A 24,768-nucleotide genomic window follows, 5' to 3' on the forward strand; every position below is an offset into this window, starting at 1 on the left:
TATTTGTATGAAGATAAACCTGTTCATTATTTTGATTTTGTTTGGTGTCCATTCCGTTTGGGCTACTTCTTATGATTTCGTGGTGGCGAAAGATGGTAGTGGTGACTTTGGAACTGTACAAGAAGCGATTGATGCAGTTCCCTCTTTTCGGAAAAATGTGACAACAATTTTTGTAAAAAAGGGTGTGTATAAAGAAAAAATTGTGTTGGCGGCGCCTAAGCAGTATATAAAACTCGTTGGCGAGGACAAGTTTAATACGATTCTGACATATGATGATTTTGCCCAAAAGAAAAATGTTTTTGGGGAAGAAATCGGAACATCGGGCTCATCTAGTTTTTATTGTATTGGAGACGGCTTTATCGCGGAAAACATTACGTTTGAAAATAGTGCCGGTCCAGTAGGACAGGCAGTTGCGATATGGATAGGTGCGGATAAAGCAACGTTTATTAACTGCCGTTTTTTAGGTTTTCAAGATACCTTGTATACCTATGGTAAAGGGGCGCGGCAGCTCTATGTCAACTGTTATATTGAAGGAACAGTCGATTATATTTTTGGGTCGTCTACGGCTTGGTTTGAGGCATGTGAGCTACACTGTAAAAAAGCAGGTTATATTACCGCTGCTTCAACTCCCGAAACAGGCGAATATGGCTATATATTCAACAACTGTATTATTACCGGGTCAGAGGACGTACAACATTTTTATCTAGGTCGCCCATGGAGGCCGTATGCGAACGTCGTTTTTATGTATTGCTCCTTGCCTGATTTTATCGTTCCGGAGGGATGGCATAACTGGGGAAAGGAAAGCAATGAACACACCGCTTTTTATGCGGAATATAAAAATAAAGGGGAAGGAGCTTTGTCACAAAATCGTGTCAAATGGTCTCGGCAGCTAACGGACGGAGAGGCGAAAAAGCTATCTATGTCAGCTGTTTTCGGTGATTGGGATGCTGAATCGATAATAAAGAAACACCCGGTTCTCCGGTAACGATTGCATAGTTTTTTCTTTCTTTTTCTACACAAACGATGTAGACTTGTCTAAGATAAGCAACCAAAATTTAAACACATAAGAGGTAAAATGATGCAAAAGAAACAATATATCAAAATAATATATACAGCTATACTGCTAGGGTGGGGAAGTGTCTGTACACTAAAAGCGCAAGAGCCTGCACTTCCTATCGTTCAGCAGGTGAGTTTTCCGAAAGATACGCTGCAAATTACCGATTTTGGCGCAAAAGGGGATGGACAATTTATAAACACAGCGTCTATTAATAAGGCGATTACGACCATTAGTGAAAAAGGCGGAGGTGTTGTATTAATACCTGGTGGTCTTTGGCTGACCGGTCCCATAGAAATGAAGAGCAATGTAAACCTGCACATTCAGCGGGATGCTATTGTATTGTTTACCGATGATTTGGGGGCGTACGAACTGGTAGAATCGAATTGGGAGGGAGAGCCCGCCTGGCGAAATCAAAATCCTATTTCGGGGAAAAATTTGGAAAATATAGCGATTACCGGGGCTGGAGTCATTGATGGAAATGGAGGAGCTTGGCGCATGGTGAAACGGGATAAGATGACAGACTCACAATGGAAGAAACTCGTTGCATCGGGTGGTGTGGTGGATGAAGCGGGTAAGATTTGGTACCCCTCCGAAAGTTCGCTGCATGGTGCCACAACCCAGAACACAGGTAAAGGCCATGCTGGGCAGACAGCGGCTGATTTCATGGATGTAAAGGATTTTCTGCGCCCGAATTTATTGGTGTTTACCTCTTGTAAACGTATTTTACTGGAGGGCGTGACCATTCAAAATTCACCGGCATGGAATATTCATCCGTTGATGTGTGAAGACTTGACCGTAAGAAACCTAATGGTACGAAACCCTTGGTATGGACAAAATGGGGATGGTTTGGACATCGAATCCTGTAAAAATGTATTGGTCGAAAATAGTACGTTTGACGTGGGTGACGATGCCATATGCATTAAATCTGGACGTGATCAAGCAGGGCGTGATAGAGGAATGCCTACCGAAAATGTTATTATTCGCAATAACATCGTATACCACGGACATGGAGGATTTGTAATAGGAAGTGAGATGAGTGGTGGCGCTAGAAACATTTGGGTGCAAGATTGCTCATTCATAGGCACCGATATTGGCCTACGTTTTAAAACCACACGGGGTCGTGGTGGTGTGGTGGAGAACATATTTATAAATAATATTAACATGGTGGGTATTCCGGGTGAGGCGATATTATTTGATATGTATTATGGTATGAAAGGCCCGCTTCCGAAGGCCGGTGAGCAAGGGGATGCCGTGGTAGAAATTCCTGCCGTGACAGCGGAAACACCCCGATTCCAGAATTTTGTTATGCGCAATATCAATGTAAACGGTGCCGAAAAAGGAATTTTCTTCCGTGGATTGCCGGAGATGGCTATTAAAAATATAGTGATTGAGCAAGCCCATATCACTGCGAAAAAAGGTGTAGAGCTTATAGAAGCATCGGGCATCGCCGTGAAAGGCCTGACACTCAACGTAAAAGAGTCGAATCCGCTTGTTCATATAGATAATAGTGAAAATATTGTGTTCACAGATTTGAAACCGGTAGGCGATATAGATCTCTTGGTTCGTGCCTCGGGTAAGTCAACCCAAAATATTGTACTCACAGGAGCAAAGGTAGAAGAGGTCAAAAAAATAAGTGAGTTTACCAACGGTGCGTCAGAAGAAGCGTTGGTGATAAAGTAGGGGAACAAAAAATAATAAAATGAAGAAAGGTATACATATTATACTGTGCTTATTACTGTTTGCGCAGGTTGGTTTTGGACAAGAAAAAGCGTTGTCTGAAAAAATGGCCATTACCGCGATGGATTCGCTATATAAAGATGCCCGCTTTACAAACAAAGAGAAAGGCCCACAGTGGACGTATGATATGGGTGTTGTACTGGAAGGGATGGTAGACGTATGGCGGAATACAGGTGATAATATCTATTTTGATTATGTGCAGAGATGGATGGATCAGTTTGTAACCGAAGATGGCGATATCCGTAATTATAGGCCAGAAGAGTATAATATAGATCACGTAAAAAATGGGCGGTCGTTGTTGTTCCTGTATAAGGTCACCGGAAAACCGAAATACCTAAAGGCTAGCGAAAAAGTCTATAATCAGCTTCTGACGCATCCCCGGACCAAGGAGGGAGGATTTTGGCATAAGAAACTATATCCTTATCAGATGTGGCTAGATGGCTTGTATATGGCTCAACCATTCTATACGGAATATGCCGATTTGATGGGGATTGATAGTATATACGATGATGTCGTGAATCAGTTCACCTATATGGAGAATCATGCACGTGATGAAAAGACCGGATTGTTATACCACGGTTGGGATGAGTCTCGTAACGAAAGATGGGCAAATCCAGAAACAGGTCTTTCCAAACATTTTTGGGCACGTGGTATGGGATGGTACGCGATGGCTTTAGTCGATGTACTGGATTATTTTCCAACGGAACATCCGGGAAGGGAAAAGTTGATGCAAATCCTACACCGGACATTAACGGCTGTCGCGAAGTATCAAGATCCAAAGACATCGGTATGGTATGATATTGTGGATTTAGGTACTCGTGAGGGGAATTATGTCGAAGCTTCGGCATCTAGCATGTTTGTATATGCTATGGCGAAAGCGGTGCGAAAAGGGTATGTTCCGAAGACGGATTTTCAAAAGCATATTGATAAAGGGTATGCGGGCTTGGTAAAACAATTTATCACCCCAGGTGGACCGGACCGAGTGAATATCAACCATGTGGTCACGGTTTCTGGCTTGGGGGGATCGAAAAACTATCGCGACGGTAGTTTTGAATATTATATGAGTGAACCCGTGAAACCAAACGACCCCAAAGGGGTAGGGCCATTTATTTCGGCGGCCTCGGAGGTAGAGTTTGCGCGGTCGGCAAAAAGCCAAAAGAAAGTTCATGTTACGTTAGATAATTATTATAATAACGAGTACAAGAAAGCACCGGACGGTCAAATGAAACCTTATCATTACCTTTGGGACGGCCAGGATAACAATGGTTTCTTTTTATTAGGACGTATCTTTGAACAGTATGGAGGGGTTTTGAATACATTGCGGGAAGCGCCGACACAACAGAAATTGGTGAATAGTAATGTCTATATTATTGTAGATCCGGATACGGAAAAGGAAACGACAAGCCCTAATTTTATGAATGAGACCGAGGCGAATGAAATTGCCCAGTGGGTTCGTGGAGGAGGCGTGTTAGTTTTATTGGCAAATGATTCGGGAAATTGTGAAATAACAAAATTTAATACGCTGTCGCAGAAATTTGGTATTACGTTTAATGAGGATAACCGCAATATGGTGAAAGGAAGTAATTATGCGGACGGCGCGGTCGTTATCCCATCCAAAACAGGAATATTCAAAAAGACCCAAAAGATTTATGTGAAAGAAATATCTACGATAAACGCGGTAAAACCAGCGAAACCGCTTGTGCAGGAACAGGGGGATATTATCATCGCGACCGCAAAATATGGTAAAGGAACGGTGTTCGCTATTGGCGATCCGTGGTTGTATAACGAATATGTAGACGGGCGTAAACTACCTGCAGAATACCAGAACTTTGATGCGGCGCACGAATTGGTACAGTGGTTACTGAGAAAAGCTAAATAAGGAAAAAATGGAATGTACTAGATTTTCCATATTGTTTTGTTGTTTGTTCGGATTATCTTTTTTGGCTTTCGCGCAAGAAAAGGATAGCTTAGCAGAGAAGGTGCTCGTATACCAGCTCCCGAATGGTGCATGGGGAAAACAATTGGTGGATAAAAAAGCGGTTAACTATGCTTTGCCGCTAACAAAAGAGTTGCTTCAGAAAATCAAAGCGACGGACGAAAAACACGCCACGATAGACAATGGTGCAACAACGCGAGAAATTAACATCTTGGTAGATGCCTATACCAAAACACAGCGTGTGGATTATCTAAACGCGGCTCGTCGAGGAATAGAATACCTGTTGGAAGCACAATATGAAAATGGTGGTTTTCCACAATACTATCCGAATAAATCCCTCTATCGGGCACAAATCACGTACAACGATAACGCGATGATCAACGTGTTGACGGTATTGGATAATCTGGCGAAAGAAACAGCGGGTTTTGCGGCATTTGCGGACGATCGACTAAAAGAACAGGCGGCGGATGCGGTGGCAAGAGGTGTAGATTGCATATTGAAAACCCAAATTGTACAAGACGATTCCTTGACTATCTGGGCGGCACAATATAATGAAAAAACGCTTCAACCCGAACAAGCTAGAGCGTTTGAGCCTGTTTCGTTAAGTACATCAGAATCGGTCAATATTGTGCGTTTTTTGATGAAACAGCCTGTAACGCCGGCGATAGAAACGGCCATAGAATCTGCTATTCGTTGGTTTGAGGTACATGATCTGGAGGGTTATCGTTTTGATAAAACGAAAGATCCGAAAACGGGGAAAACCGTTCGTGACCTGATACCCGATAGCACTTCGGTAATATGGTCGAGGTTCTATGATATCGCAAATAATAAGCCGCTATTTGGCGATCGGGATAATAGCGTGACCTACGATTTTTCGGAAATATCAACGGAACGAAAAAATGGGTATGCCTGGTTTGGTAACTGGCCTGCCAAGTTATTGGAAAAAGAGTACCCCAAGTGGAAAAAAAATAAAGAGAAAAAAAAGTAAAAGCATGTTACTTTCAAGAGAGAATATAGAAAAAATAGATGTAAGCAAGGTTGAGTTACCACAAGGTAGCTCCTTTGAATTGCCAGAACGCGTATTACAGTTTGGCACAGGTGTATTGTTGAGAGGGTTACCCGATTACTTTGTGGATAAAGCAAATAAAGCAGGTGTATTTAATGGTCGTGTTTTAGTCGTTAAATCGACTTCGTCATCGGGAACAGATGAATTTGCAGAGCAGCAGGGGTTATATACCTTGTGCATAAAAGGAATAGAAGAAGGACAGGAAGTGGTGAGGTACAGCATCAATAACGCTATTTCGCGGGTACTGTCTGCTTCGAAAGATTGGGAAGCGATTTTGGAGGCCGCACGCAATCCTGATATGCAGGTCGTATTCTCGAATACGACCGAAGTAGGGATCGTGCTGAGTAACGATAAGATAGCGGATAATCCACCCGCGTCGTTTCCGGGAAAATTGCTGGCCTTCCTCTATGAGCGCTATCGCCACTTCAATGGTGATGTCGCAAAAGGGCTGGTTATATTACCAACGGAATTAATTTCTGATAACGCGACAAAACTGAAGAAAATCTTACACAGTCTAGCGGCTCAAAATAACTTGGGAAAAGATTTCTCGACATGGTTGGACGAAGCAAATGATTTTTGTAACACCTTGGTAGATCGTATTGTACCTGGCCGTTTGCCCAAAGAAGAACAACAACAAACAGAACAGGAGCTAGGATACCAAGATCAACTGATGATTATGGCAGAGCCCTTCCGTTTATGGGCCATCGAAACCAATTCGCAGCGGGTAAAACAAATCCTTTCTTTTGCAGAAGTGGACAGCGGTGTCGTGCTTGTTCCGTCTATCGATAAATTTAAGGAAATCAAATTACGTTTGCTTAATGGAACACATACATTGAGTTGTGCAGCAGCTTTGTGGAGCGGCTTTATCACGGTCAAAGAAGCCATGCAAAACGACTCCTTTAGTGTCTTTGTAAAGGGGCTAATGAAAAATGAAATCAGTAAAGCTATTGTAGATCAACATATTGAAACACAAGACGCCGAAGATTTTTCCAACCGTGTAATTGATCGGTTTAGCAACCCGTTCTTAGAACATCGGTGGGAAAGTATAGCCTTAAACTACACGTCCAAAATGAACATGCGAAACATTGCGCTGTTGGAGAAATGGTATAAAAAGAACTTAGTTCCCCCGCCACATATGGCATTAGGTTTTGCAGCCTATATCAAATTTATGAATACGAAAGAGCAAAACGGGCAATATGTACAGCAAATAGGTGGACAAGAGATCGCATTGCAAGATGAATTCGCGCCTGTGCTATTCGATTATTGGAAGAACCCGCAGACGGTCGTACACAATGTATTGCACGATGATAGCTTATGGGGAAAAGATTTGACGACGTATCCCGAGTTTGAATCGGCGGTGAAGCAATATTTGGATGAAATAAACGCAAATGGCGTATTAAAAACAATTGAAACCTGCATGGACTAAACAGGTCCATGCAAGCTTCATTGCCTTAAAGAGAAAAATTATTAAATGAAAATTTAAATGCAGAATGGCAAGTAGAATATTAAGAATCCATCCTAAGGATAATGTGTTGGTGGCATTGCAGAATCTGTCAAAAGGGGAGCAAATTGAATTTAATGGTGTTGTTTATACCTTACAGGAAGATGTGCCGGCGAAGCATAAGTTTTTTATGCAGGAAATGCAGCAAGGGGATGAGATATACATGTATGGGGTATTGGTAGGGAAAACACAATATACAGTACCACAGGGTGGAATCATGAATACCGATAACACCAAGCATGCGGCAGATCCTTATACGTTTAGACCTTATGAGTACGCTTGGGAGGCTCCGGATGTTTCCCGTTTTGCGGGGAGAACGTTTAATGGCTATGTGCGGGAGGATGGTAGAGTAGGCACGGCCAATTATTGGTTGTTTGTGCCAACGGTATTCTGTGAAAATAGAAACCTGGATGTTATTAAGGAAGCGCTTCACAACGAACTAGGATATTCCGTGACCGGAAAATACCGTGCTTTCACCCACGAACTGTTGGCTGCGTATGAAGCCGGACAGGACATCAGTACGTTGTCATCTGAACAGCTAAGCGTTGTCTCTCATACGAAGAACCGTGTATTTAAGAATGTAGATGGTATTAAATTCTTAAATCATCAGGGAGGATGTGGCGGTATCCGGCAGGATGCGGCAGTTTTAGGGAAACTATTGGCCGCTTATGCCGACCATCCTAATGTAGCAGGTGTCACGGTATTAAGTCTCGGTTGTCAGAATCTGCAACTGAACGATTTATTGGCGGATATAAAAGAGCGAAATCCGAATTTTAAAAAGCCGATTCACGTTTTTGAGCAACAGCAGTCGAAAAGCGAAGAACAGCTTATTAAAGAAGCGATACAAAAGACATTTACAGGGCTTATAGAAATTAACAAGCTGGAACGGCAACCTGCCCCATTGAGCAAATTGACCTTGGGGGTGAAATGTGGCGGTAGCGACGGTTTTAGTGGGATATCGGCAAATCCAGCCGTTGGGTATACTTCTGATTTACTGGTTGCTTTGGGCGGTAAAGTGCTGTTGGCAGAGTTTCCAGAATTGTGTGGTGCCGAACAAAATCTAATCGACAGGACGATAGAACCCGACGCAGCTCATAAATTTATTAGATTGATGGGCGCGTACAGCCAAGCGGCAGAAAACGTGGGTTCGGGATTTCACATGAATCCATCTCCGGGAAATATTCGGGACGGACTGATTACAGATGCGATAAAGAGTACTGGAGCGGCAAAAAAAGGAGGGACGTCTCCGGTAGTTGACGTATTAGATTACACAGAGGAAGCCACAAAAGCTGGGTTAAATCTCGTATGTACTCCCGGAAACGATGTGGAAGCAACCACCGGCAAAACGGCTTCCGGCGCTACGTTAATTTTGTTTACAACCGGATTAGGTACGCCGACCGGTAATCCTATTTGTCCTGTTATTAAGGTAGCAACTAACAATGCGTTGGCGCAACGGATGGCCGATATAATTGATATCAACACCGGATCAATCATTGACGGGGACAAAACCATTGAGCAAATGGGGGAAGATATTCTAGAGTATTGTATCAAAGCAGCCAGTGGCGAAATTATACCAAAAGCAGTTCAATTAAATCAAGACGACTTTATCCCTTGGAAAAGAGGCGTTAGTTTATAAAACCATCATGATCATGAAAACATTTTTAGACGACAATTTTTTATTAAATAGCAAAACAGCGGAAACATTATATCATCAGTTTTCCAAGAGTTTACCGATTATCGATTATCATAACCACTTGATACCAGAGCAAATTGTAAACGATACGCAATTTGAAAACATCAGTCAAGTATGGTTGAATGGTGACCATTATAAATGGCGTGCTATGCGTGCCAACGGTGTGAATGAAAAATATATTACCGGGGACGCCTCTGACAAAGATAAGTTTCTGAAATGGGCTGAAACCGTTCCATATACGTTGCGTAATCCGTTATATCATTGGACGCATTTAGAACTCCAGCGTTATTTTGGCATCAAGGATTTGTTGTCACCTAAAACGGCAGAGAAAATTTATGAAGAGACAGCCGCTAAATTGGCTGAGCCTGGTTATTCTGTTCGGGGATTGTTGGAGATGATGAATGTGGAGGTTGTGTGTACCACGGATGATCCCATAGATTCCTTGAATTTTCACCAGCAATTTGCACAAGAACAGGAGAGCTTTAAGATGCTTCCGGCGTTTCGTCCGGACAAAGCTATGAACAGCGATGATGTGGAAGCACTGAATGCTTATATTGATCAAGTAGAGGCGGTAACCAATACATCTATCGGGAGTTTTTCGGCCTATTTGGATGCGTTGAAAGCGAGACATGATTTCTTTGCTGAAAACGGTTGTTCCGTATCCGACCACGGATTGGAGCAGATTTATGCCGAAGATTATACAGATCAGGAAATTAGCGCTATTTTCGAAAAAATAAGAGCAAATCAGACGCTAACACATAGCGAAAATTTGAAATTTAAATCAGCTATGTTGGTGCAGTTTGCCGAATGGGATCACGAAAAAGGTTGGGTTCAACAGTATCATTTAGGCGCGTTGCGTAACAATAACGCACGTATGCTACGTGTAAATGGGCCGGATACCGGTTGGGATTCTATTGGTGATTTTAGCCAGGCGAGAGCGCTTTCCAAATTCCTCAATAGATTGGATAACGAGGATAGATTGACGAAAACCATTTTATATAACCTTAATCCGGCCGATAATGAATTGATCGCGACGATGATTGGGAATTTTAACGACGGATCTATCAAAGGAAAAATTCAGTTTGGATCGGCGTGGTGGTTCCTCGACCAAAAAGACGGTATGACCAAACAGCTAAATGCTCTATCGAACATGGGGTTACTGAGCCGCTTAGTAGGTATGTTGACAGATTCTCGTAGCTTCCTGTCGTTTCCAAGACACGAATATTTCAGACGATTAGTATGTGATATCTTTGGAGAAGATGTAGAAAAGGGAGAGTTGCCGAATGATGTCGAATGGATTGGCAAAATTGTAAGCGATATCAGTTATCATAACGCGAAAGAATACTTTAATTTCTAGTTGAGAGACGAGGATTTCGGTAACGAAATCCTTGTAGTAATCATTTTATGGATTTCTGCGTTCAAATGGCTATCTTTCCGAAATATTCTAATGACACCTAAACCGGTCAGCAAAAAGATGTAAGGGAAGATCTTTAAAACAGAATAAAAATATACATTATAATGAGTAAGAAAAAAGAAGTTTTAGACGCGATTTTGAAACAAGGGATGCTGCCTTTGTTTTTCCACACTGATGTGCAAGAAAGTATTGATATCGTAAAGACATTATATGCCTCGGGGATTCGTGTTTTCGAATTTACAAATCGCGGGGACGAGGCAAAAAAGGTTTTCAAAGCACTCATAGATGCACGAAATATAGAGATGCCCGAGCTTCAACTTGGTATCGGTACGATCAAAACGATGAGCGAAGCCGAAAAATTTATCAGCCTAGGAGCAGATTTTATCGTTGCTCCCATCGTCACGCCTAGTGTAGGAGATTTAGTACATAGCCATGACTTGCTTTGGATTCCGGGTTGCATGACCCCTAACGAAATCGCGTTAGCACAACAAAATAAAGCTGCTTTAATTAAACTTTTTCCGGCAAATGTACTGGGGCCAGGATTTTTGTCTGCTATTAAGGAATTATTTAAAGGGCAGTTGTTTATACCTACTGGCGGAGTAGATCTGGAGATAGAAAATTTAAAATCTTGGTTTAAGGCGGGTGTTTGTGCCGTGGGAATGGGCAGTAAATTGATCAACCCTAAACAGGTAGACGGTTTGGCAGAAAAGACACAACAAGCATTACAACTTGTCGCACAGGCCAGAGCGGAAAGTGAGCGATAAATTTATAGGGAATCACTGATTAAGAATACGAAAAGCAAATTACGAGAAACGAAAAATAAAAAACAAAAAGCTATACCAATGAACATGGAAAAGAAAAGCAATTATAGATGGACGATATGTGGCCTGCTATTTTTTGCAACGACGATTAACTATTTGGACAGACAGGTACTGTCGCTCACATGGAAAGATTTTATTGCGCCAGAGTTTCATTGGACAAATAGTGATTATGGATTGATTACAGCATTATTCTCTATATTTTATGCTGTAAGTATGTTATTTGCCGGGCGGTTTGTAGACTGGTTGGATACCAAAAAAGGGTTTTTATGGGCTATCGGTATCTGGTCGGTAGGGGCTGTTATACATGCTTTTTGTGGAATTGCCACCTCAGGTATTGTCGCAGGAGAATGGTTTGTAGGATTTGAGGGCGCAAAGGAAGCGATAGCAACGGTAAGTGATGTCGGCTTGGTAGTCAGCGTCAGTGTTACACTGTTTATTTTTGCACGTTTCGTGCTCGCCGTGGGGGAAGCTGGTAACTTCCCGGCAGCGATTAAAGCTACCGCAGAATTTTTTCCTAAGAAAGATAGAGCGCTTTCAACCAGTATTTTCAATGCAGGAGCTACTATTGGTGCGTTGGCAGCACCACTTACTATACCGGTGATTGCCGCTCATTGGGGCTGGGAGATGTCTTTTATTATTATCGGTGCGCTGGGTTTTGTATGGATGGGCTTTTGGATTTTTATGTATAAAAAACCGCATGAGCACCCTAAAATTAACAAGGCCGAGTTGGATTATATCATGCAAGATGGTGATCAGATAGTACCGGAGGATGTTGTGGGTGTAGCTCCAGCAGAGAAAAAGAAAATGTCGTTCGCAGATTGCTTTAAATATAAACAGACCTGGGCATTTGCATTCGGTAAATTTATGACTGATGGGGTATGGTGGTTCTTCTTGTTCTGGATGCCTGCTTATCTTTCTTCGGTTTATGATATCAAATCGTCCGATACAGAAGGACAATTGGCATTGTTCGTCCTATATTTGATAACGTTATTGTCCATTATTGGCGGGTGGTTGCCTACCTACTTTGTGGACAAAAAAGGATTAAATCCATACGACGGACGCATGAAAGCGATGTTGCTGTTTGCTTTCGTACCACTAATTGTATTGCTAGCGCAACCACTTGGACATCTTTCCTATTGGGTACCGGTGATATTTATAGGATTTGCCGGAGCTGCTCATCAGGCTTGGTCTGCTAACATTTTCTCCACAGTAGGCGATATGTTCCCTCGGAGTGCGATTGCGACAGTTACGGGAATCGGTGGCCTTGCCGGCGGAGTGGGTTCAACGTTTATCAACTTTGGTTCTGGAAAGCTATTTGATCATGCTGCACAAACACAAATGGTGTTTATGGGCTTTCAGGGAGAAGAGGCCGGATATTTTATTGTTTTCTCATTCTGTGCCGTAGCCTATCTAATCGCTTGGGCGGTGATGAAAACGTTGGTGCCGAAAATGGAAATAATTAAAGAATAACATAAATATATACTTCTAAGTACGCAGTATATTTTTTAACAAGAATATGGGCAGATTTTTTATCTGCCCATATTTATTTTCCCGGATAACAACTTTATTACCTACCGACAAGGTATTTTAATATATCGGCTATTTTAGGTATTATTACAACATAATTACCTGTTATGGCGTTTGAAAACTATACGATAAAAGATATTGCAAAGGCCTTAAACCTTTCCACTTCAACTGTTTCCAGAGCTTTACGGGACAGCTATGAAATCAGCTCAGAAACCAAAAAGCTGGTGTTGGAGTATGCGGAAAAAATAAATTACCGGGCAAACCCCATTGCACGGAGCTTGAAAGAAAGAAAAAGTTATAGTATTGGTGTGATCGTAACAGAGATTGCAAATAATTTTTTCTCGCAGGTAATCGATGGAATAGAGTCTGTGGCTTATAGTAACAACTATCAGGTCGTTATTTCTCAAATGCGCGAATCTTCTGCACGGGAACGACTTAATGTGGAACACCTTTACTCCCGTTCGACAGATGGGTTGTTGATCGCGCTATCCGCTGAAACGACCGATCTATCCTATTTAGAGCATTTGATCGGTAAAGGATTTCCGATCGTGTTTTTTGATCGTGTGCCTAACCTTGCAGCATGCCATAAGGTAATTGCGGACAATCGTCAAGGAGGATTCGATGCTATTCAGTACCTTGTCGGAAAAGGGAAACGAAAAATTGCTCACCTTACCGGAACGAAAAAGCTCTCCATTACAAGAGAACGGTTGGAAGGCTATAAAATGGGACTCGAAGCGAATGGTCTTCCGTATGCTCCCGAGCTTGTTAAGCACTGCGAATACGGAGGGCTTCACCAAGACGAAATAGAGCAGGCCGTTACCGAGCTTTTACAAGAAGAATACGATGCAATCTTTATCTCCGGAGATAAATTGAGTATGGGGTATTTGCAGGCTATGAAAGAGCGGCCTGAGGCTGACTTGCGGCAAATAGAAGTAACTGGCTTTACCAATTCTAAAGTCGTGAATCTCTTATCACCTCCCATTACGGCTGTACGTCAGCCTGCGTTTGAAATGGGCGAAAAAGCCGCCGAGCTATTGATTCAACAAATCGAATCTAAACACCCTATAGAGGATTTTGAGACTATTGTGTTTCCGACTACGCTTATTCAACCCTAACGATTACTTTCTGCTAAACACAGCTAACCGACTGGTCAATACAAACATCAGTAGGCCAAAGCAAGCGAATACACCGAAAGAATGCCGTAAACTAAATAATTCGGCAATATATCCAATAAGTGGAGGCCCCATTAAGAAGCCTAAATAGCTGACGCTAGAAACCATTGCTAATGCCACGCCCGAAGAAATAGTTTTATGTTTGCCGGCAACGGAATACACAGACGGGATGTTGCACGCAACGCCTAATCCGACGAGCATAAAGGCAAGAGTACATAATACAAGTTGTGGAAAAAGAACCGCTCCCATCATGCCCGTAAACATGAGAATCCCACTAATCTGTAGCGTCCGCTTACGACCAATTCGGCTGATAACAGCGTCTCCGATAAACCGACCCATTGCCATCATAATCATAAACGAAGCATATCCGACGGTGGTCCATTTTTCCGGCGCCTGCACAATGTCGTGAAAATATACACCGCTCCAATCAAACATCGCCCCTTCTGTAGCCATGCTACAAAAGCCAATCAACCCCAAGGATATTAACACACGATCGGGTTTAAATGAAAAGGATTTTTTTTCTGACGAACTCGAAATATCCTGTACAAGATGAGCTTTGTTTAGTAAAATATTGATGAGCATTAAGCCCATGATAATATAAAAGTGGGTCTGCGTGGATAAATCAATGTTAAGGGAAACCAAGCCAATGACAGCGCCCGTAAAACCCGCTATGCTCCACGCACCATGGAAGGAAGACATGATGGATCTCTTATAGAGACGCTCAGCCAATACGCCCTGCGTGTTGACCGAGATATTACAGATATTGCCAGTGATCCCAAAAAGCAAGAGCATACCACCTAATTGCCAAGCGTTAGCGGCTAAGGGAATCCCACATAATACCATCAAATAAACGAATGCCGCGATAGGCATAATGCGATGACTTCCATATTTGCTGACAAGTTTTCCGGAAATAGGCATAGTCATCAATTGACCGATAGGCAATGCGAGTAAAACGGTGCCTAATTGTGCTTCTGTGAGCTGCAATGCTGACTTAATCACGGGTATACGGCTTGCCCAACTGGCAAAAGCCAACCCTTGTCCGAAATAGAATAGCGAAACGGCTAAACGTATCCTTTGTTTATTTCCATACACTGCCGTGTTTTGTGCGTTTGTTGACGAGTCCATGGTTGCTTCCTGATGTTGAGGCAAAAGTACGCTAAATTTTGTTCATTAGAAATTGATCTCACTTTTGTAAATTTGATTGTCCATCAAGAGATAACCGAAAGGCAACGCTCCAACTACCGACGTTGTGAAAGGCAGATTTCGTTTTAGATAGATGCTACTTCTGTATGGATGAACAAAGAATACTAATTTAAACGTAAATGAACATGCTATCGATATTACGAGAAACAACGCCACTTTCCGAAAAAGATTGTTTTATGGTGTTCACCAGAGAGAAAACCGATTTTGATTTTCCAGTTCATGTTCACCCGGAGTATGAATTGAATTTTATTGAAAATGCGAAAGGGGCACAACGTATTATGGGTGATAGCATAGAAGAAATAGAAAATATAGAGCTTGCGCTGGTTACGAGTTCGAATCTGGAACATGGATGGATGAACCATCGATGTGTGCCAGGAACGATAATTAAAGAAATTACTATTCAGTTTCATCCCAATCTTTTAAATGATCAGTTATTGAACAGGAATCAGTTCCGAACTATACAAAATATGTTCGCCAAAGCGGCTTACGGAATCTCCTTCAGTGAGACCGCTATCGAACAGATTAAGACAAAGATTTATGATCTGGCAGCGGATAATGATGGTTTTTATTCTGTGATGAAACTCATTGAGCTTTTGTATGAACTTTCACATGATACAGCGGCACGTATGCTCTCCAGTCGCTCGTTTCACGCGGAAAAACAACAATTCAATAGCCGACGGGTAGAAAGGATTATCCAATTTTTAATGGAGAATTATACACGGGAAGTGACTTTAGGGGATGTCAGCGATCTGGTCGGGATGACGGCGGTCTCCGTAAGCCGCTTTCTAAAGTTGCGAACGGGAAGGAGCTTTGTCGATACACTGAACGATATCCGGTTGGGACACGCAAGCCGGAGGCTGATCGACACCACCCACAGCGTCGCAGAAATAGCACTGCAATCTGGATTTAATAACTTGTCAAACTTTAACCGAATTTTTTTAAAGAAAAAAGGGTGTACCCCGTCTGATTTTCGGAATAAATATCGTGCCTCCAAGTTTTTTCTATAAAAATTTGTTTTGGCTGTAAACACTGCTTATACTTCTTAAGGATAAGTACATGCTCCTGTGGAATGCCTTCATTTGATAGCAGAGGGTGATATTGGCTTGATAAGTGTCTTTAATAGATAAAAAAGTATTACCGCCGAACGACAAGTTCTTACTACATTTGGATATTGCTTATTGTAGAGCAATAATAAACCACCAATTTTAAACAATATACTATGATAAAAAAAGTACTTTTCAGAACGAGATTCCCGTTTCATTTCAACATTTTGTTCGGCCATTGAGCCTTTTTCAGGACTAATATAAACTAATACCATCGATATGAATAGATTATTTTATTTCATGCTGTTTGTCATGTTATTGCCTGCCCTGCTGCAGGCACAGAACATGCAAGTTAGCGGACGGGTAACCGATTTGATGCATGGAGGGGCGATTTCGGGCGTTTCTGTCAGCGTGAAGGGAACAACTAACCAAACAAGTACAGATAACGAAGGTCGCTATCGTATTCAAGCCCAAGCGAACAGCATGCTTGTATTTTCCTATATTGGAATGGAAACCCAAGAAATTCGCGTTACGAGCAACGAACTGCACGTGCAGATGGTGGCCAGCGTAAACGAACTTGACCAAGTGGTAGCCATCGGTTATGGTGCCGTCCGTAAAGGTGACTTGTCCGGTTCTTCGGTCACCGTCAGCGAGGAACAATTAAAAGGGTCGGTTGTGACCAATCTAGATCAGGCGTTACAAGGCCGGGCGACGGGTGTCACGGCTACCATGACTTCCGGTGCACCTGGGGGAGCAATGTCCATCCGGGTACGGGGGCAGGCCACAATCAATGCTAATGCGGAGCCTCTTTACGTTATCGACGGCGTGATTGTACAAGGAGGAGGGGCTAGTGGCGCATCTTTTGGTTTGGGGGATGCGCTCGGAAATGGAAGTGTGTCTACCATCTCTCCTTTGTCTACCATCAACCCTGCAGATATTGTCTCCATAGAAGTCTTGAAAGACGCCTCTGCAACGGCAATTTATGGTGCTCAAGGGGCGAATGGCGTGGTATTAATTACGACAAAAAGAGGACGAGCAGGCGAAGCTAAGTTCGGTTACGAAGGGCTAACAGCCATACAAAACCAGCCTATCCGGCTGGATATGATGAATTTACGGGAGTTTGCAGCGTTTAGCAATAATATTGCCGGAGAGACTAATTCCAGAGACAGCCGCGTGGAGTTTCGTGATCCGTCTTTGCTTGGTCAGGGAACAAATTGGCAGGAGGCGATTTTCCGGAATGCCCCAATGCAGCAACATCAGCTATCTGCACAGGGCGGTACGGATGCTGTGAAGTACTACGTTTCGGGCTCTTTTATGGATCAAACCGGAACAGTCATCGGTACGAATTTCGATCGATATTCTTTCCGGTCCAATCTAGACGCACAGCTTAAAAGTTGGTTCAAACTAGGTTTAAATGCGATGTATTCCTCTACAGGCGAACGCCTCAGTTTGGTAGATAGTGACGAAGGGGTAGTGAAGTTTTCACTGTTAACCCCGCCGGATATCCCGATTTATGATATAGATGGCAACTACGCCAGCGTGGTACGGGAAGGCTACACAACATTAAACCCTATAGCGAAAGCCTTGAGTGACAAGATACTGCTAGATAGAACCAAGTTGAACGGAAGCGTCTTCGCCGATCTGACCATTTTGGAAGGGTTGGTGTGGCGATCAGAGCTTGGATTTGATATTAGCGGATCACGCGCAGAGGTATTCGAGCCTACATTGGAATTAGGGAACTGGAGAAGATCAATAAATATGAACGCGTGGCAACGCAACAACAGTAAATTCTGGCAGCTCAAAAACTATTTGACGTACACCCGTAACTTCGGCTCAGGGCATGCTATCAACGCTATGCTCGGACAAGAAGCATGGGAATCTACTTACGAGTTTATGCGTATCAGTGCTACAGGGCTCCCTTCCAATGACGTGCAAAACCCGCGCTTAGGGGAAGATCCGCAAATAAACTCCGGGTTTGGAGAATCCGCGATGTCTTCTTTTTTTGGACGCCTGATGTATAATTACCAAGATCGATTTATGGGAACCTATACCTATCGTCGGGACGGCTCATCTAATTTTGGGCCAGAAAACCGTTGGGCAAGCTTCCATTCGTTTGCGACGTCTTGGCGTTTCTCTAATGAAGTGTTTTTTGAGCCTTTGAAATCTGTAGTGTCTGATGGTAAAATACGTGTTGGATGGGGACAAACGGGGAACTCCAGCATAGGATCCTATCTCTGGGGAGCAAGTATCACGATGATGCCCACTGGACTTGGACCCGGATATCGACAGTCTAACATAGCTAATCCCTATATACAGTGGGAAACACAGGAACAATGGAACTTCGGATTAGACCTAGCGTTCTTCAACGACCGGCTAAGAGTTGTCGCGGATGTCTACGATAAAACGTCCAAAGACATGTTAATGGCGTTACAGCTTCCATCCTATATGGGAACACGCGGTAACGCTTCGTCCGCTTTGGCGTCGCCGATGGGAAATTACGGCACGATCAACAATAAGGGATTCGAATTGGCCGTATCGACCAAAAATATGACGGGAGCTTTCGAGTGGGATACGGATCTCCAGGTAACTGTCAATAGGAACAAATTGGTCGCATTGGACGGCACGGCTTCTGCACATATTGAGGGATACGGACAGTGGAGTGACGTCGTCTCGGTATCTCGGATCGGCGAACCGTTATATAGTTTTTACGGATATAAAGTGATCGGTGTGTACCGTGACTTGGAAGATTTGCAGAACTCACCTAAACCCGAAAAATATCCTTCCGACGGCGTGTTTAATAGAGCTAATACAACTTGGGTAGGTGACCTCAAGTACGCGGATATCAGCGGACCCGATGGCGTGCCAGATGGTATCATTGATACTTACGACCGGACGGATATCGGTTCGCCGATGCCGAAATTCACCTTTGGCATTAATAATACGCTTCGGTATAAGAATTTTGATTTCAGCATATTTCTAAACGGATCATACGGCAATAAAGTAATGAATTATATGGGGATTAACCTATCTAATATGTTGACAGGATGGAATAATCAGCATCAAAAAGTCACAGATCGCGCTATTCTGCAACCGATAAATCCAGATAAGAGTTACCCTGCAAACGTCAATGGAACCGTTGTCAACAATTGGTTTGAAGATGTCACCAACATCGAGGTAAGCAATCCGGACACAAAAATACCGCGGGCAATTTTTAATGATCCGAACGATAACGACCGGATTAGCGATCGTTATATCGAGGATGGTTCTTACCTGCGTGTCCGCAATATAGCATTAGGATATACCTTGCCTTCGACATGGACAGAGCGATGGCGGGTGGATAACGTGCGGGTATATGTCAATATCCAAAACCTGTACACTTTTACCAACTATACGGGATATGACCCGGAGATTGGGGCTAGTATGGCCAGTTCAAATGTGTTTGGTTTGGATAACGGTCGTTATCCATCTCCACGTACTTTTTCTGCCGGTATCAATTTATCTTTTTAACAATGCAAAGAATGAGAACAATGAAAAGAATATATACACATATACAGCACGCCGTTTGTTGGGGGATGTTGGCGTTCGCTTTCGGGTCTTGCGGCGATTTTTTGGATCGCCCGACGGTGGACAGCTATACCATCGATATCTTTTACCAAACGGATGAACAATGCTTTCAGGCCGTTAATCCAATCTATAATTCACCCTGGTACGACTACCAACGCGGATTCTTCAAGGTCGGCGAAGTGCTTTCGGGGAATTATTATATGGGCAATTCGCCTTACCTGACTTTTACTATTAACTCTACCGATCAGGATCTCGTCAACATGTCGGCTTCATTATGGTCCGTCAACGCGTATTGTAATGGTATACTGGAAAATATTGAAGCTAAATCCGGACCTAACGTTAGCCAGGTTGTGAAGAATACCGTGAAAGGAGAGGCATTGGTTTGGAAAGCAATGGCTTACTTTTATTTGGTCCGCACATTTGGAGCCGTGCCTATTGTTCACAACAATTCCGAAGAGATTGCAGCAGGAAACTATAACGAAGTATTTAAAGCGCCTGTAGAGGACGTGTATCAGTATATCGTAATGACCTTGGAAAAGGCTATCGAGTGGCTCCCGCTTAGCAATCGTCCGGGACGTATTGATCGCTTCAGTGCATACGCCCTGCTGTCCAAGGTCTACCTGACGAAATCAGGGTACGGACAAAGTGGTTCGCGTGATCAGACGGATTTAGACAAAGCAGCCGAATATGCGCGGAAAGTAATCGATGAAAGCGGCCGTGTATTAGCACCAGTATATTCCGATATTTTTAGGCTGGAGAACAATTTCTCCAGTGAAAGTCTTCTTGCCTGGCACTGGGTATCATCGGAAGTGTGGACGTCACAGAACACGTTACAATCTGACTTGGCACTGACCGGGTTCTCCGAATTTGGTGATACCTGGGGAGACTGGGGCGGTCCTTCTGTCGATCTCCAGGATGATTTTAACGAAAACGCCCTTTCATTGACGCGTAACAATGTCGATGTCCGAAGAAAAGTCACCATGATGATGTACGGTGATGTTTATGCATATTTTTGGGCCGATCAGGGAGGATTCGATTATGCAAATTTTGCCGAAAATGTTACAGGCGAATTTCGCTCACCTACGGGAGCTAACAGTGTGAAGCACCTCGTTGGGAACAATAGCGACCACGTGGCGGGTATCGGGGCACCCATGCGGAATATGTCAACGAGTTTAAGTACCCATTTGCTGCGGTTGGCAGACGTGTATTTAATCTATGCAGAAGCCATCATGGGAAATGCGGGTTCAACGACGGATGCCAGGGCGCTGGAGGCCTATAACGCCGTACGCAAACGAGCTGGCTTTAGTGGTAACACCAATTCCATTACCTGGCAGGACGTCTGGAAAGAAAGACGTCTGGAATTGGCCTGTGAGGGCGACCGCTGGTATGACTATGTGCGTTGGCATTATTATGAACCCGCGGCGGCAATAGCGGAGCTAAAAGGGCAACGAAGAAGTTTTTACATAGGACTCGACGATTTCTATAAGACCGAGAGCTTTGATCCCAACGTGACCCGTTATGATGATAATCCAGTAATCCCGAATATCACTAGTGCACATTTTCAGTTACCCTTTCCGGACACCGACCTGACGATGAACCCGAACCTGCTGAAGGATCCGGTGAAGTTTGATTTTAGCAGTATACAATATTAAACCTGAGAAGACATGAAAACAATTTATAAAACAATGTCGAAGATAGGTATAGCATGTGTAGTTCTATTCCTTTTATTGTCGGTAAATGCTTGTAAGGATGATACGGCGATGTTTGAACTTGAAGATGGTATACCCACCATTCGCTATGTGCGTGTGCCAGACGAGAACGTAAGTGATTCGCTTCTGACGAGTGCCTTCTTAGGTAACAGTATAGCTATCATCGGGGAAAATATGAAAAGTGTGTCTGAGATTTGGTTTAACGATCAAAAAGCAGTACTGAACACGAGTTTTATGACGGACGAGGTTATTATTGTATCGGTACCACAAGGCATACCAGAACACGTTACCGATAAGATTTATTTTGTAAATAGCTCGAAGCAGGATACCGTGTCGCACGGCTTTAACGTATTGGTTCCTCCACCGGCAGTCGTGGCGATGGAATGTGAATACGTGCCGGAAGGCGAAATCGCTGTACTGAAAGGCAATTATTTTCTTTCGACGGCGACACACGACCATCCGGTGGTGGTATTTTCGCCCAATATAGAGGCAACGGAAATCGTATCGTATTCACTGACAGATATTCAGGTGGTCGTGCCTGCAGGGGCGACGGAAGGACCAGTTTCTGTGCAGTCGCGTTATGGAACGGCGCGATCTACCTTCCATTTTAGAGATACCCGCGGAATGATTACAAATTATGATGCCGATTATCCGATTGTGAACAGTTGGGGCCGAACTGGAAGACTCGAAAACGATCCTGCCTTTGCATTATCCGGAAACTACCTGAAGTTGTCGGGCTCATTTGCCGAGCCGACGGAATGGAGTGCTGCGAGCGAGAATGACGGACTTAGCCATTATTGGGGGAATGAAAACGGGCATACGGGTGCGATTTTCGACGGCAATCCAGAAGAAATGGTGATGAAATTTGAAGCGTACGTTCCAAACCGATGGAGTGCAGTGGGCCTTTCCTTTATTTTTGCGGCTACCGGTACGACGAATGGTCCGCTCTACGAGGATGCTAAACCACGTGGAATATGGATGCCATGGAGAAATACGGGAGCTTACCAAACCGATGGCTGGGTAACCGTTGTGATTCCACTTTCGGAGTTTAAGTACAACGGAGCAGGGTCGTCTTTGAACGTCTTGCCGGAGGCTTTTGACAACCTGAATATTTTCTTGGCTAACCGTGGATTAGTGTATGTAGGAACGGCATCCGACCCGGTGATTTTAATGGATAATTTGAGAATTGTGCCACAGTAACCTAAAATAACGATGATGACAGTCTTTAAAATAAAAAAATACCGATTGGCTCGTTGGCTAGTCTGTTTGCTGATCGGGGGGCTATTCTTCACCTCTTGTGAAAAAGAAGAACAAGCGGCAGGTGAAGATACTGTACAACTTGAGGTTTTTGGGCCATCGCCGGCCTTGCGCGGCAGCGACATTCGGTTTATCGGAAACGGAATGGATAAAGTAAAAGCCGTGGTGTTGGCAGATGGCACGGAGATTACGGAAATTATCGTCGTAAACTCCGGTGAGATCAAGATAACCATACCGCAAGAAGCACCGCCAGGACATCTCGTCCTAAAGTATGACGGTGGGGAAATAAGGACAAAAACGCCACTAACGTATTCGGAGCCTATTGCGATAAATAAGATAGCGCCTATGCAAGTTAGAGCTGGTGACATATTTGTCATCGAAGGGGACTATTTAAACCTGATTGCGCAGGTCATATTTGCGAAAGGTGTGGCGGTAGATAGTGTAGACTTCATGAGCCGGTCGCGGTATAAGATTGAAGTAGCCGTTCCTCGGGAAGCACAGACAGGTTTGGTCAGTGTCTCCAACGGAGCTGAGGTTCCTATCTTAGTTTATGCAGAAGAGGAGGTAGAAGTAGTAGTGCCCACAGTGCTATCTATTGCGCCTAACCCCGTAAAACCGGGGAAAGGATTGCTGATTACCGGAACTGATTTTCAGTTGGTTGAATCTATACTTTTTCCAGAGAATATCGCGGTAGGCGAGTTTACCATTAATGAATCGTATACGGAAATCAAGGTGGATGTGCCGCAAGAGGCAAAAGAGGGGCCGGTCAAGTTGTTGTCGTATTCCGGCCTGGAAATCCTTTCGGACGAATTGGGCTTGTTGGCTCCTGAGATTGAAAGTATAGCACCTAACCCCGTAAAGAGTGGCACAAAATTGGTCATAATGGGGGAAAATTTAGATCTAGTTACTTCCATCATCTTTTCCGGTGATGCGGAAGGAGAAATCGTGGCGCAGTCTGCAACAAAGCTTGAGGTCAACGTTCCGCTGTCTGCGAAAGATGGTGAGCTTGTTCTAAGTACGCATTCGGGCAAGACGGCAACGGCTGCCGTTACCTTGGTACGACCAACGGTTAGCAGCTTAAACCCGACGAATTTGATGGCAGGGAACGAACTGACTATCACGGGAACACATCTCGACTTGGTACGAAAAGTGGTATTTGGTGGAGGGCACGTTGTTGATGATATACAGGCTACGTCCGCTACCACGCTGCGTGTGCAGGTACCCATGTCGGCAGAATCCGGTGTTATAACTTTAGTAACAGCGAATGGAACAGAGGTGAAATCATCGATGTCGCTGGCTGTAACATCACCGAACATACCTGTTATCACCAAAATCTCAACATCGGCCAAACCGGGAGAATTGATCCGAATTGAAGGTACGAAGTTACATTTGGTAGAGAGTGTCTATTTTCAGGATAATGTAAAAGGAACGCGATACGGAATGCGTAACGAAAGTCTGATAGAGGTATACATTCCACAAAATGCCGTTAAAGGAAAAGTCAAATTGAAGCTTGTTACATTCGACGGTAAGGAAGTAGAATCACCGATATTTACCATTTCAGGTGTTGACCCGGTAGTTGACCCTAGCTATGTGTTTTTTGATTTTGACTCGAAAGGAAGTTGGTGGGGATCGCATGGGCAGGTGGAAAATGAGCCAAACTTATCTATCAGCGGCAATTATTTTCGAGTTAATAAGCAATTGGCAGGCGGATGGGATGATTTCTTCTGGCGGAATGGACGCGACAATTTCAAAACCGATGGAGTTTCCGTGGCAGAATGGGCGATAAAAATGGATGTGAATGTATTAGGTGGTACGACACAGGCACTAAAATTCCGGTTGAATGGTGCAGACGGCGATTTCTGGGCGATTATCCCGCCGTTGGCTAACCAAGGGGGGTGGTATACCGTCACGATTCCATTAACAGACTTTAGAGATGGTGACGGAACAGGTAGTGGCCGACTTCCAAATGTGCAGAATATTGATCAGGATTTTGGAATGGCGACAAATGGCGCTGCTGGCATGTTGAATATCGCGATAGACAATATCCGGTTTGAGAAAATAAAATAGA

16 protein-coding genes are annotated in these 24,768 nt (G+C 43.7%); 15 read left to right on the forward strand and 1 reads right to left on the reverse strand.

What is annotated here, in order from left to right; genetic code table 11:
- Positions 1-7: 7 nt before the first annotated feature.
- The 10 genes from H8B06_RS19825 (at position 8) to H8B06_RS19870 (ending at position 13,867) form a co-directional block, all read left to right on the forward strand.
- On the forward strand, positions 8-985 hold the full coding sequence (locus tag H8B06_RS19825; protein ID WP_190995927.1) for a pectinesterase family protein: 978 nt from the start codon (positions 8-10) through the stop codon (positions 983-985).
- 90 nt (positions 986-1,075) lie between these two features.
- Positions 1,076-2,737, forward strand: a complete 1,662-nt coding sequence (locus H8B06_RS19830; protein WP_223857815.1) for a glycoside hydrolase family 28 protein — start codon at positions 1,076-1,078, stop codon at positions 2,735-2,737.
- A 19-nt stretch (positions 2,738-2,756) separates the two neighbouring features.
- Positions 2,757-4,673, forward strand: a complete 1,917-nt coding sequence (locus tag H8B06_RS19835; RefSeq protein WP_190995928.1) for a glycoside hydrolase family 88 protein — start codon at positions 2,757-2,759, stop codon at positions 4,671-4,673.
- Positions 4,674-4,680: 7 nt separating this feature from the next.
- Positions 4,681-5,718: a pectate lyase gene (gene pelA / locus H8B06_RS19840; RefSeq protein ID WP_190995929.1), complete on the forward strand. Its 1,038-nt coding sequence runs from the start codon at positions 4,681-4,683 to the stop codon at positions 5,716-5,718.
- 4 nt (positions 5,719-5,722) lie between these two features.
- Positions 5,723-7,222, forward strand: a complete 1,500-nt coding sequence (locus tag H8B06_RS19845) for a tagaturonate reductase (RefSeq protein ID WP_190995930.1) — start codon at positions 5,723-5,725, stop codon at positions 7,220-7,222.
- A gap of 64 nt (positions 7,223-7,286) precedes the next feature.
- On the forward strand, positions 7,287-8,933 hold the full coding sequence (locus H8B06_RS19850; RefSeq protein WP_190995931.1) for a UxaA family hydrolase: 1,647 nt from the start codon (positions 7,287-7,289) through the stop codon (positions 8,931-8,933).
- Positions 8,934-8,946: 13 nt separating this feature from the next.
- Positions 8,947-10,347, forward strand: coding sequence for a glucuronate isomerase (gene uxaC, locus H8B06_RS19855; protein ID WP_190995932.1), 1,401 nt, complete (start codon positions 8,947-8,949; stop codon positions 10,345-10,347).
- 161 nt (positions 10,348-10,508) lie between these two features.
- Positions 10,509-11,168 carry a beta/alpha barrel domain-containing protein gene (locus H8B06_RS19860; protein ID WP_190995933.1) on the forward strand — a complete coding sequence of 220 codons (660 nt, stop codon included), beginning with the start codon at positions 10,509-10,511 and terminating at the stop codon, positions 11,166-11,168.
- A gap of 78 nt (positions 11,169-11,246) precedes the next feature.
- Positions 11,247-12,695: an MFS transporter gene (locus H8B06_RS19865; protein WP_190995934.1), complete on the forward strand. Its 1,449-nt coding sequence runs from the start codon at positions 11,247-11,249 to the stop codon at positions 12,693-12,695.
- 164 nt (positions 12,696-12,859) lie between these two features.
- Positions 12,860-13,867, forward strand: a complete 1,008-nt coding sequence (locus H8B06_RS19870; protein ID WP_190995935.1) for a LacI family DNA-binding transcriptional regulator — start codon at positions 12,860-12,862, stop codon at positions 13,865-13,867.
- Positions 13,868-13,870: 3 nt separating this feature from the next.
- Here the strand turns inward: H8B06_RS19870 and H8B06_RS19875 are convergent, their stop codons facing one another.
- Entirely contained in the window at positions 13,871-15,049 is a 1,179-nt protein-coding gene (locus tag H8B06_RS19875) for an MFS transporter (protein WP_190995936.1), read from the reverse strand.
- A 203-nt stretch (positions 15,050-15,252) separates the two neighbouring features.
- On the opposite strand from H8B06_RS19875, the gene H8B06_RS19880 reads away from it, so the two are divergent.
- From H8B06_RS19880 to H8B06_RS19900, 5 genes are all read left to right on the forward strand, one after another.
- Positions 15,253-16,134 (forward strand): AraC family transcriptional regulator, encoded by an 882-nt coding sequence (locus tag H8B06_RS19880; protein ID WP_223857816.1) that lies wholly within the window; start codon positions 15,253-15,255, stop codon positions 16,132-16,134.
- Between the two features lie 315 nt (positions 16,135-16,449).
- Complete coding sequence (locus tag H8B06_RS19885) at positions 16,450-19,677, forward strand: SusC/RagA family TonB-linked outer membrane protein (protein WP_223857817.1); 3,228 nt, start codon at positions 16,450-16,452, stop codon at positions 19,675-19,677.
- 20 nt (positions 19,678-19,697) lie between these two features.
- Positions 19,698-21,386, forward strand: a complete 1,689-nt coding sequence (locus H8B06_RS19890; protein ID WP_190995938.1) for a RagB/SusD family nutrient uptake outer membrane protein — start codon at positions 19,698-19,700, stop codon at positions 21,384-21,386.
- Between the two features lie 12 nt (positions 21,387-21,398).
- Positions 21,399-22,643, forward strand: coding sequence for a glycan-binding surface protein (locus H8B06_RS19895; protein WP_190995939.1), 1,245 nt, complete (start codon positions 21,399-21,401; stop codon positions 22,641-22,643).
- 12 nt (positions 22,644-22,655) lie between these two features.
- The gene (locus H8B06_RS19900) at positions 22,656-24,767 is read left to right on the forward strand and encodes a glycan-binding surface protein (RefSeq protein WP_190995940.1); all 2,112 of its coding nucleotides are present in this window, start codon (positions 22,656-22,658) and stop codon (positions 24,765-24,767) included.
- Position 24,768 lies beyond the last annotated feature (1 nt).

It is taken from the genome of Sphingobacterium micropteri (assembly GCF_014692515.1).
Taxonomy (GTDB): Bacteria; Bacteroidota; Bacteroidia; order Sphingobacteriales; family Sphingobacteriaceae; genus Sphingobacterium; species Sphingobacterium micropteri.

Excerpts from the sequence above, each read along its gene's own strand:
- H8B06_RS19825 (WP_190995927.1), top strand. The coding sequence starts at position 8 with ATGAAGATAAACCTGTTCATTATTTTGATTTTGTTTGGTGTCCATTCC.
- H8B06_RS19830 (WP_223857815.1), top strand. The coding sequence starts at position 1,076 with ATGATGCAAAAGAAACAATATATCAAAATAATATATACAGCTATACTG.
- H8B06_RS19835 (WP_190995928.1), top strand. The coding sequence starts at position 2,757 with ATGAAGAAAGGTATACATATTATACTGTGCTTATTACTGTTTGCGCAG.
- pelA (WP_190995929.1), top strand. The coding sequence starts at position 4,681 with ATGGAATGTACTAGATTTTCCATATTGTTTTGTTGTTTGTTCGGATTA.
- H8B06_RS19845 (WP_190995930.1), top strand. The coding sequence starts at position 5,723 with ATGTTACTTTCAAGAGAGAATATAGAAAAAATAGATGTAAGCAAGGTT.
- H8B06_RS19850 (WP_190995931.1), top strand. The coding sequence starts at position 7,287 with ATGGCAAGTAGAATATTAAGAATCCATCCTAAGGATAATGTGTTGGTG.
- uxaC (WP_190995932.1), top strand. The coding sequence starts at position 8,947 with ATGAAAACATTTTTAGACGACAATTTTTTATTAAATAGCAAAACAGCG.
- H8B06_RS19860 (WP_190995933.1), top strand. The coding sequence starts at position 10,509 with ATGAGTAAGAAAAAAGAAGTTTTAGACGCGATTTTGAAACAAGGGATG.
- H8B06_RS19865 (WP_190995934.1), top strand. The coding sequence starts at position 11,247 with ATGAACATGGAAAAGAAAAGCAATTATAGATGGACGATATGTGGCCTG.
- H8B06_RS19870 (WP_190995935.1), top strand. The coding sequence starts at position 12,860 with ATGGCGTTTGAAAACTATACGATAAAAGATATTGCAAAGGCCTTAAAC.
- H8B06_RS19875 (WP_190995936.1), bottom strand. The coding sequence starts at position 15,049 with ATGGACTCGTCAACAAACGCACAAAACACGGCAGTGTATGGAAATAAA.
- H8B06_RS19880 (WP_223857816.1), top strand. The coding sequence starts at position 15,253 with ATGCTATCGATATTACGAGAAACAACGCCACTTTCCGAAAAAGATTGT.
- H8B06_RS19885 (WP_223857817.1), top strand. The coding sequence starts at position 16,450 with ATGAATAGATTATTTTATTTCATGCTGTTTGTCATGTTATTGCCTGCC.
- H8B06_RS19890 (WP_190995938.1), top strand. The coding sequence starts at position 19,698 with ATGAAAAGAATATATACACATATACAGCACGCCGTTTGTTGGGGGATG.
- H8B06_RS19895 (WP_190995939.1), top strand. The coding sequence starts at position 21,399 with ATGAAAACAATTTATAAAACAATGTCGAAGATAGGTATAGCATGTGTA.
- H8B06_RS19900 (WP_190995940.1), top strand. The coding sequence starts at position 22,656 with ATGATGACAGTCTTTAAAATAAAAAAATACCGATTGGCTCGTTGGCTA.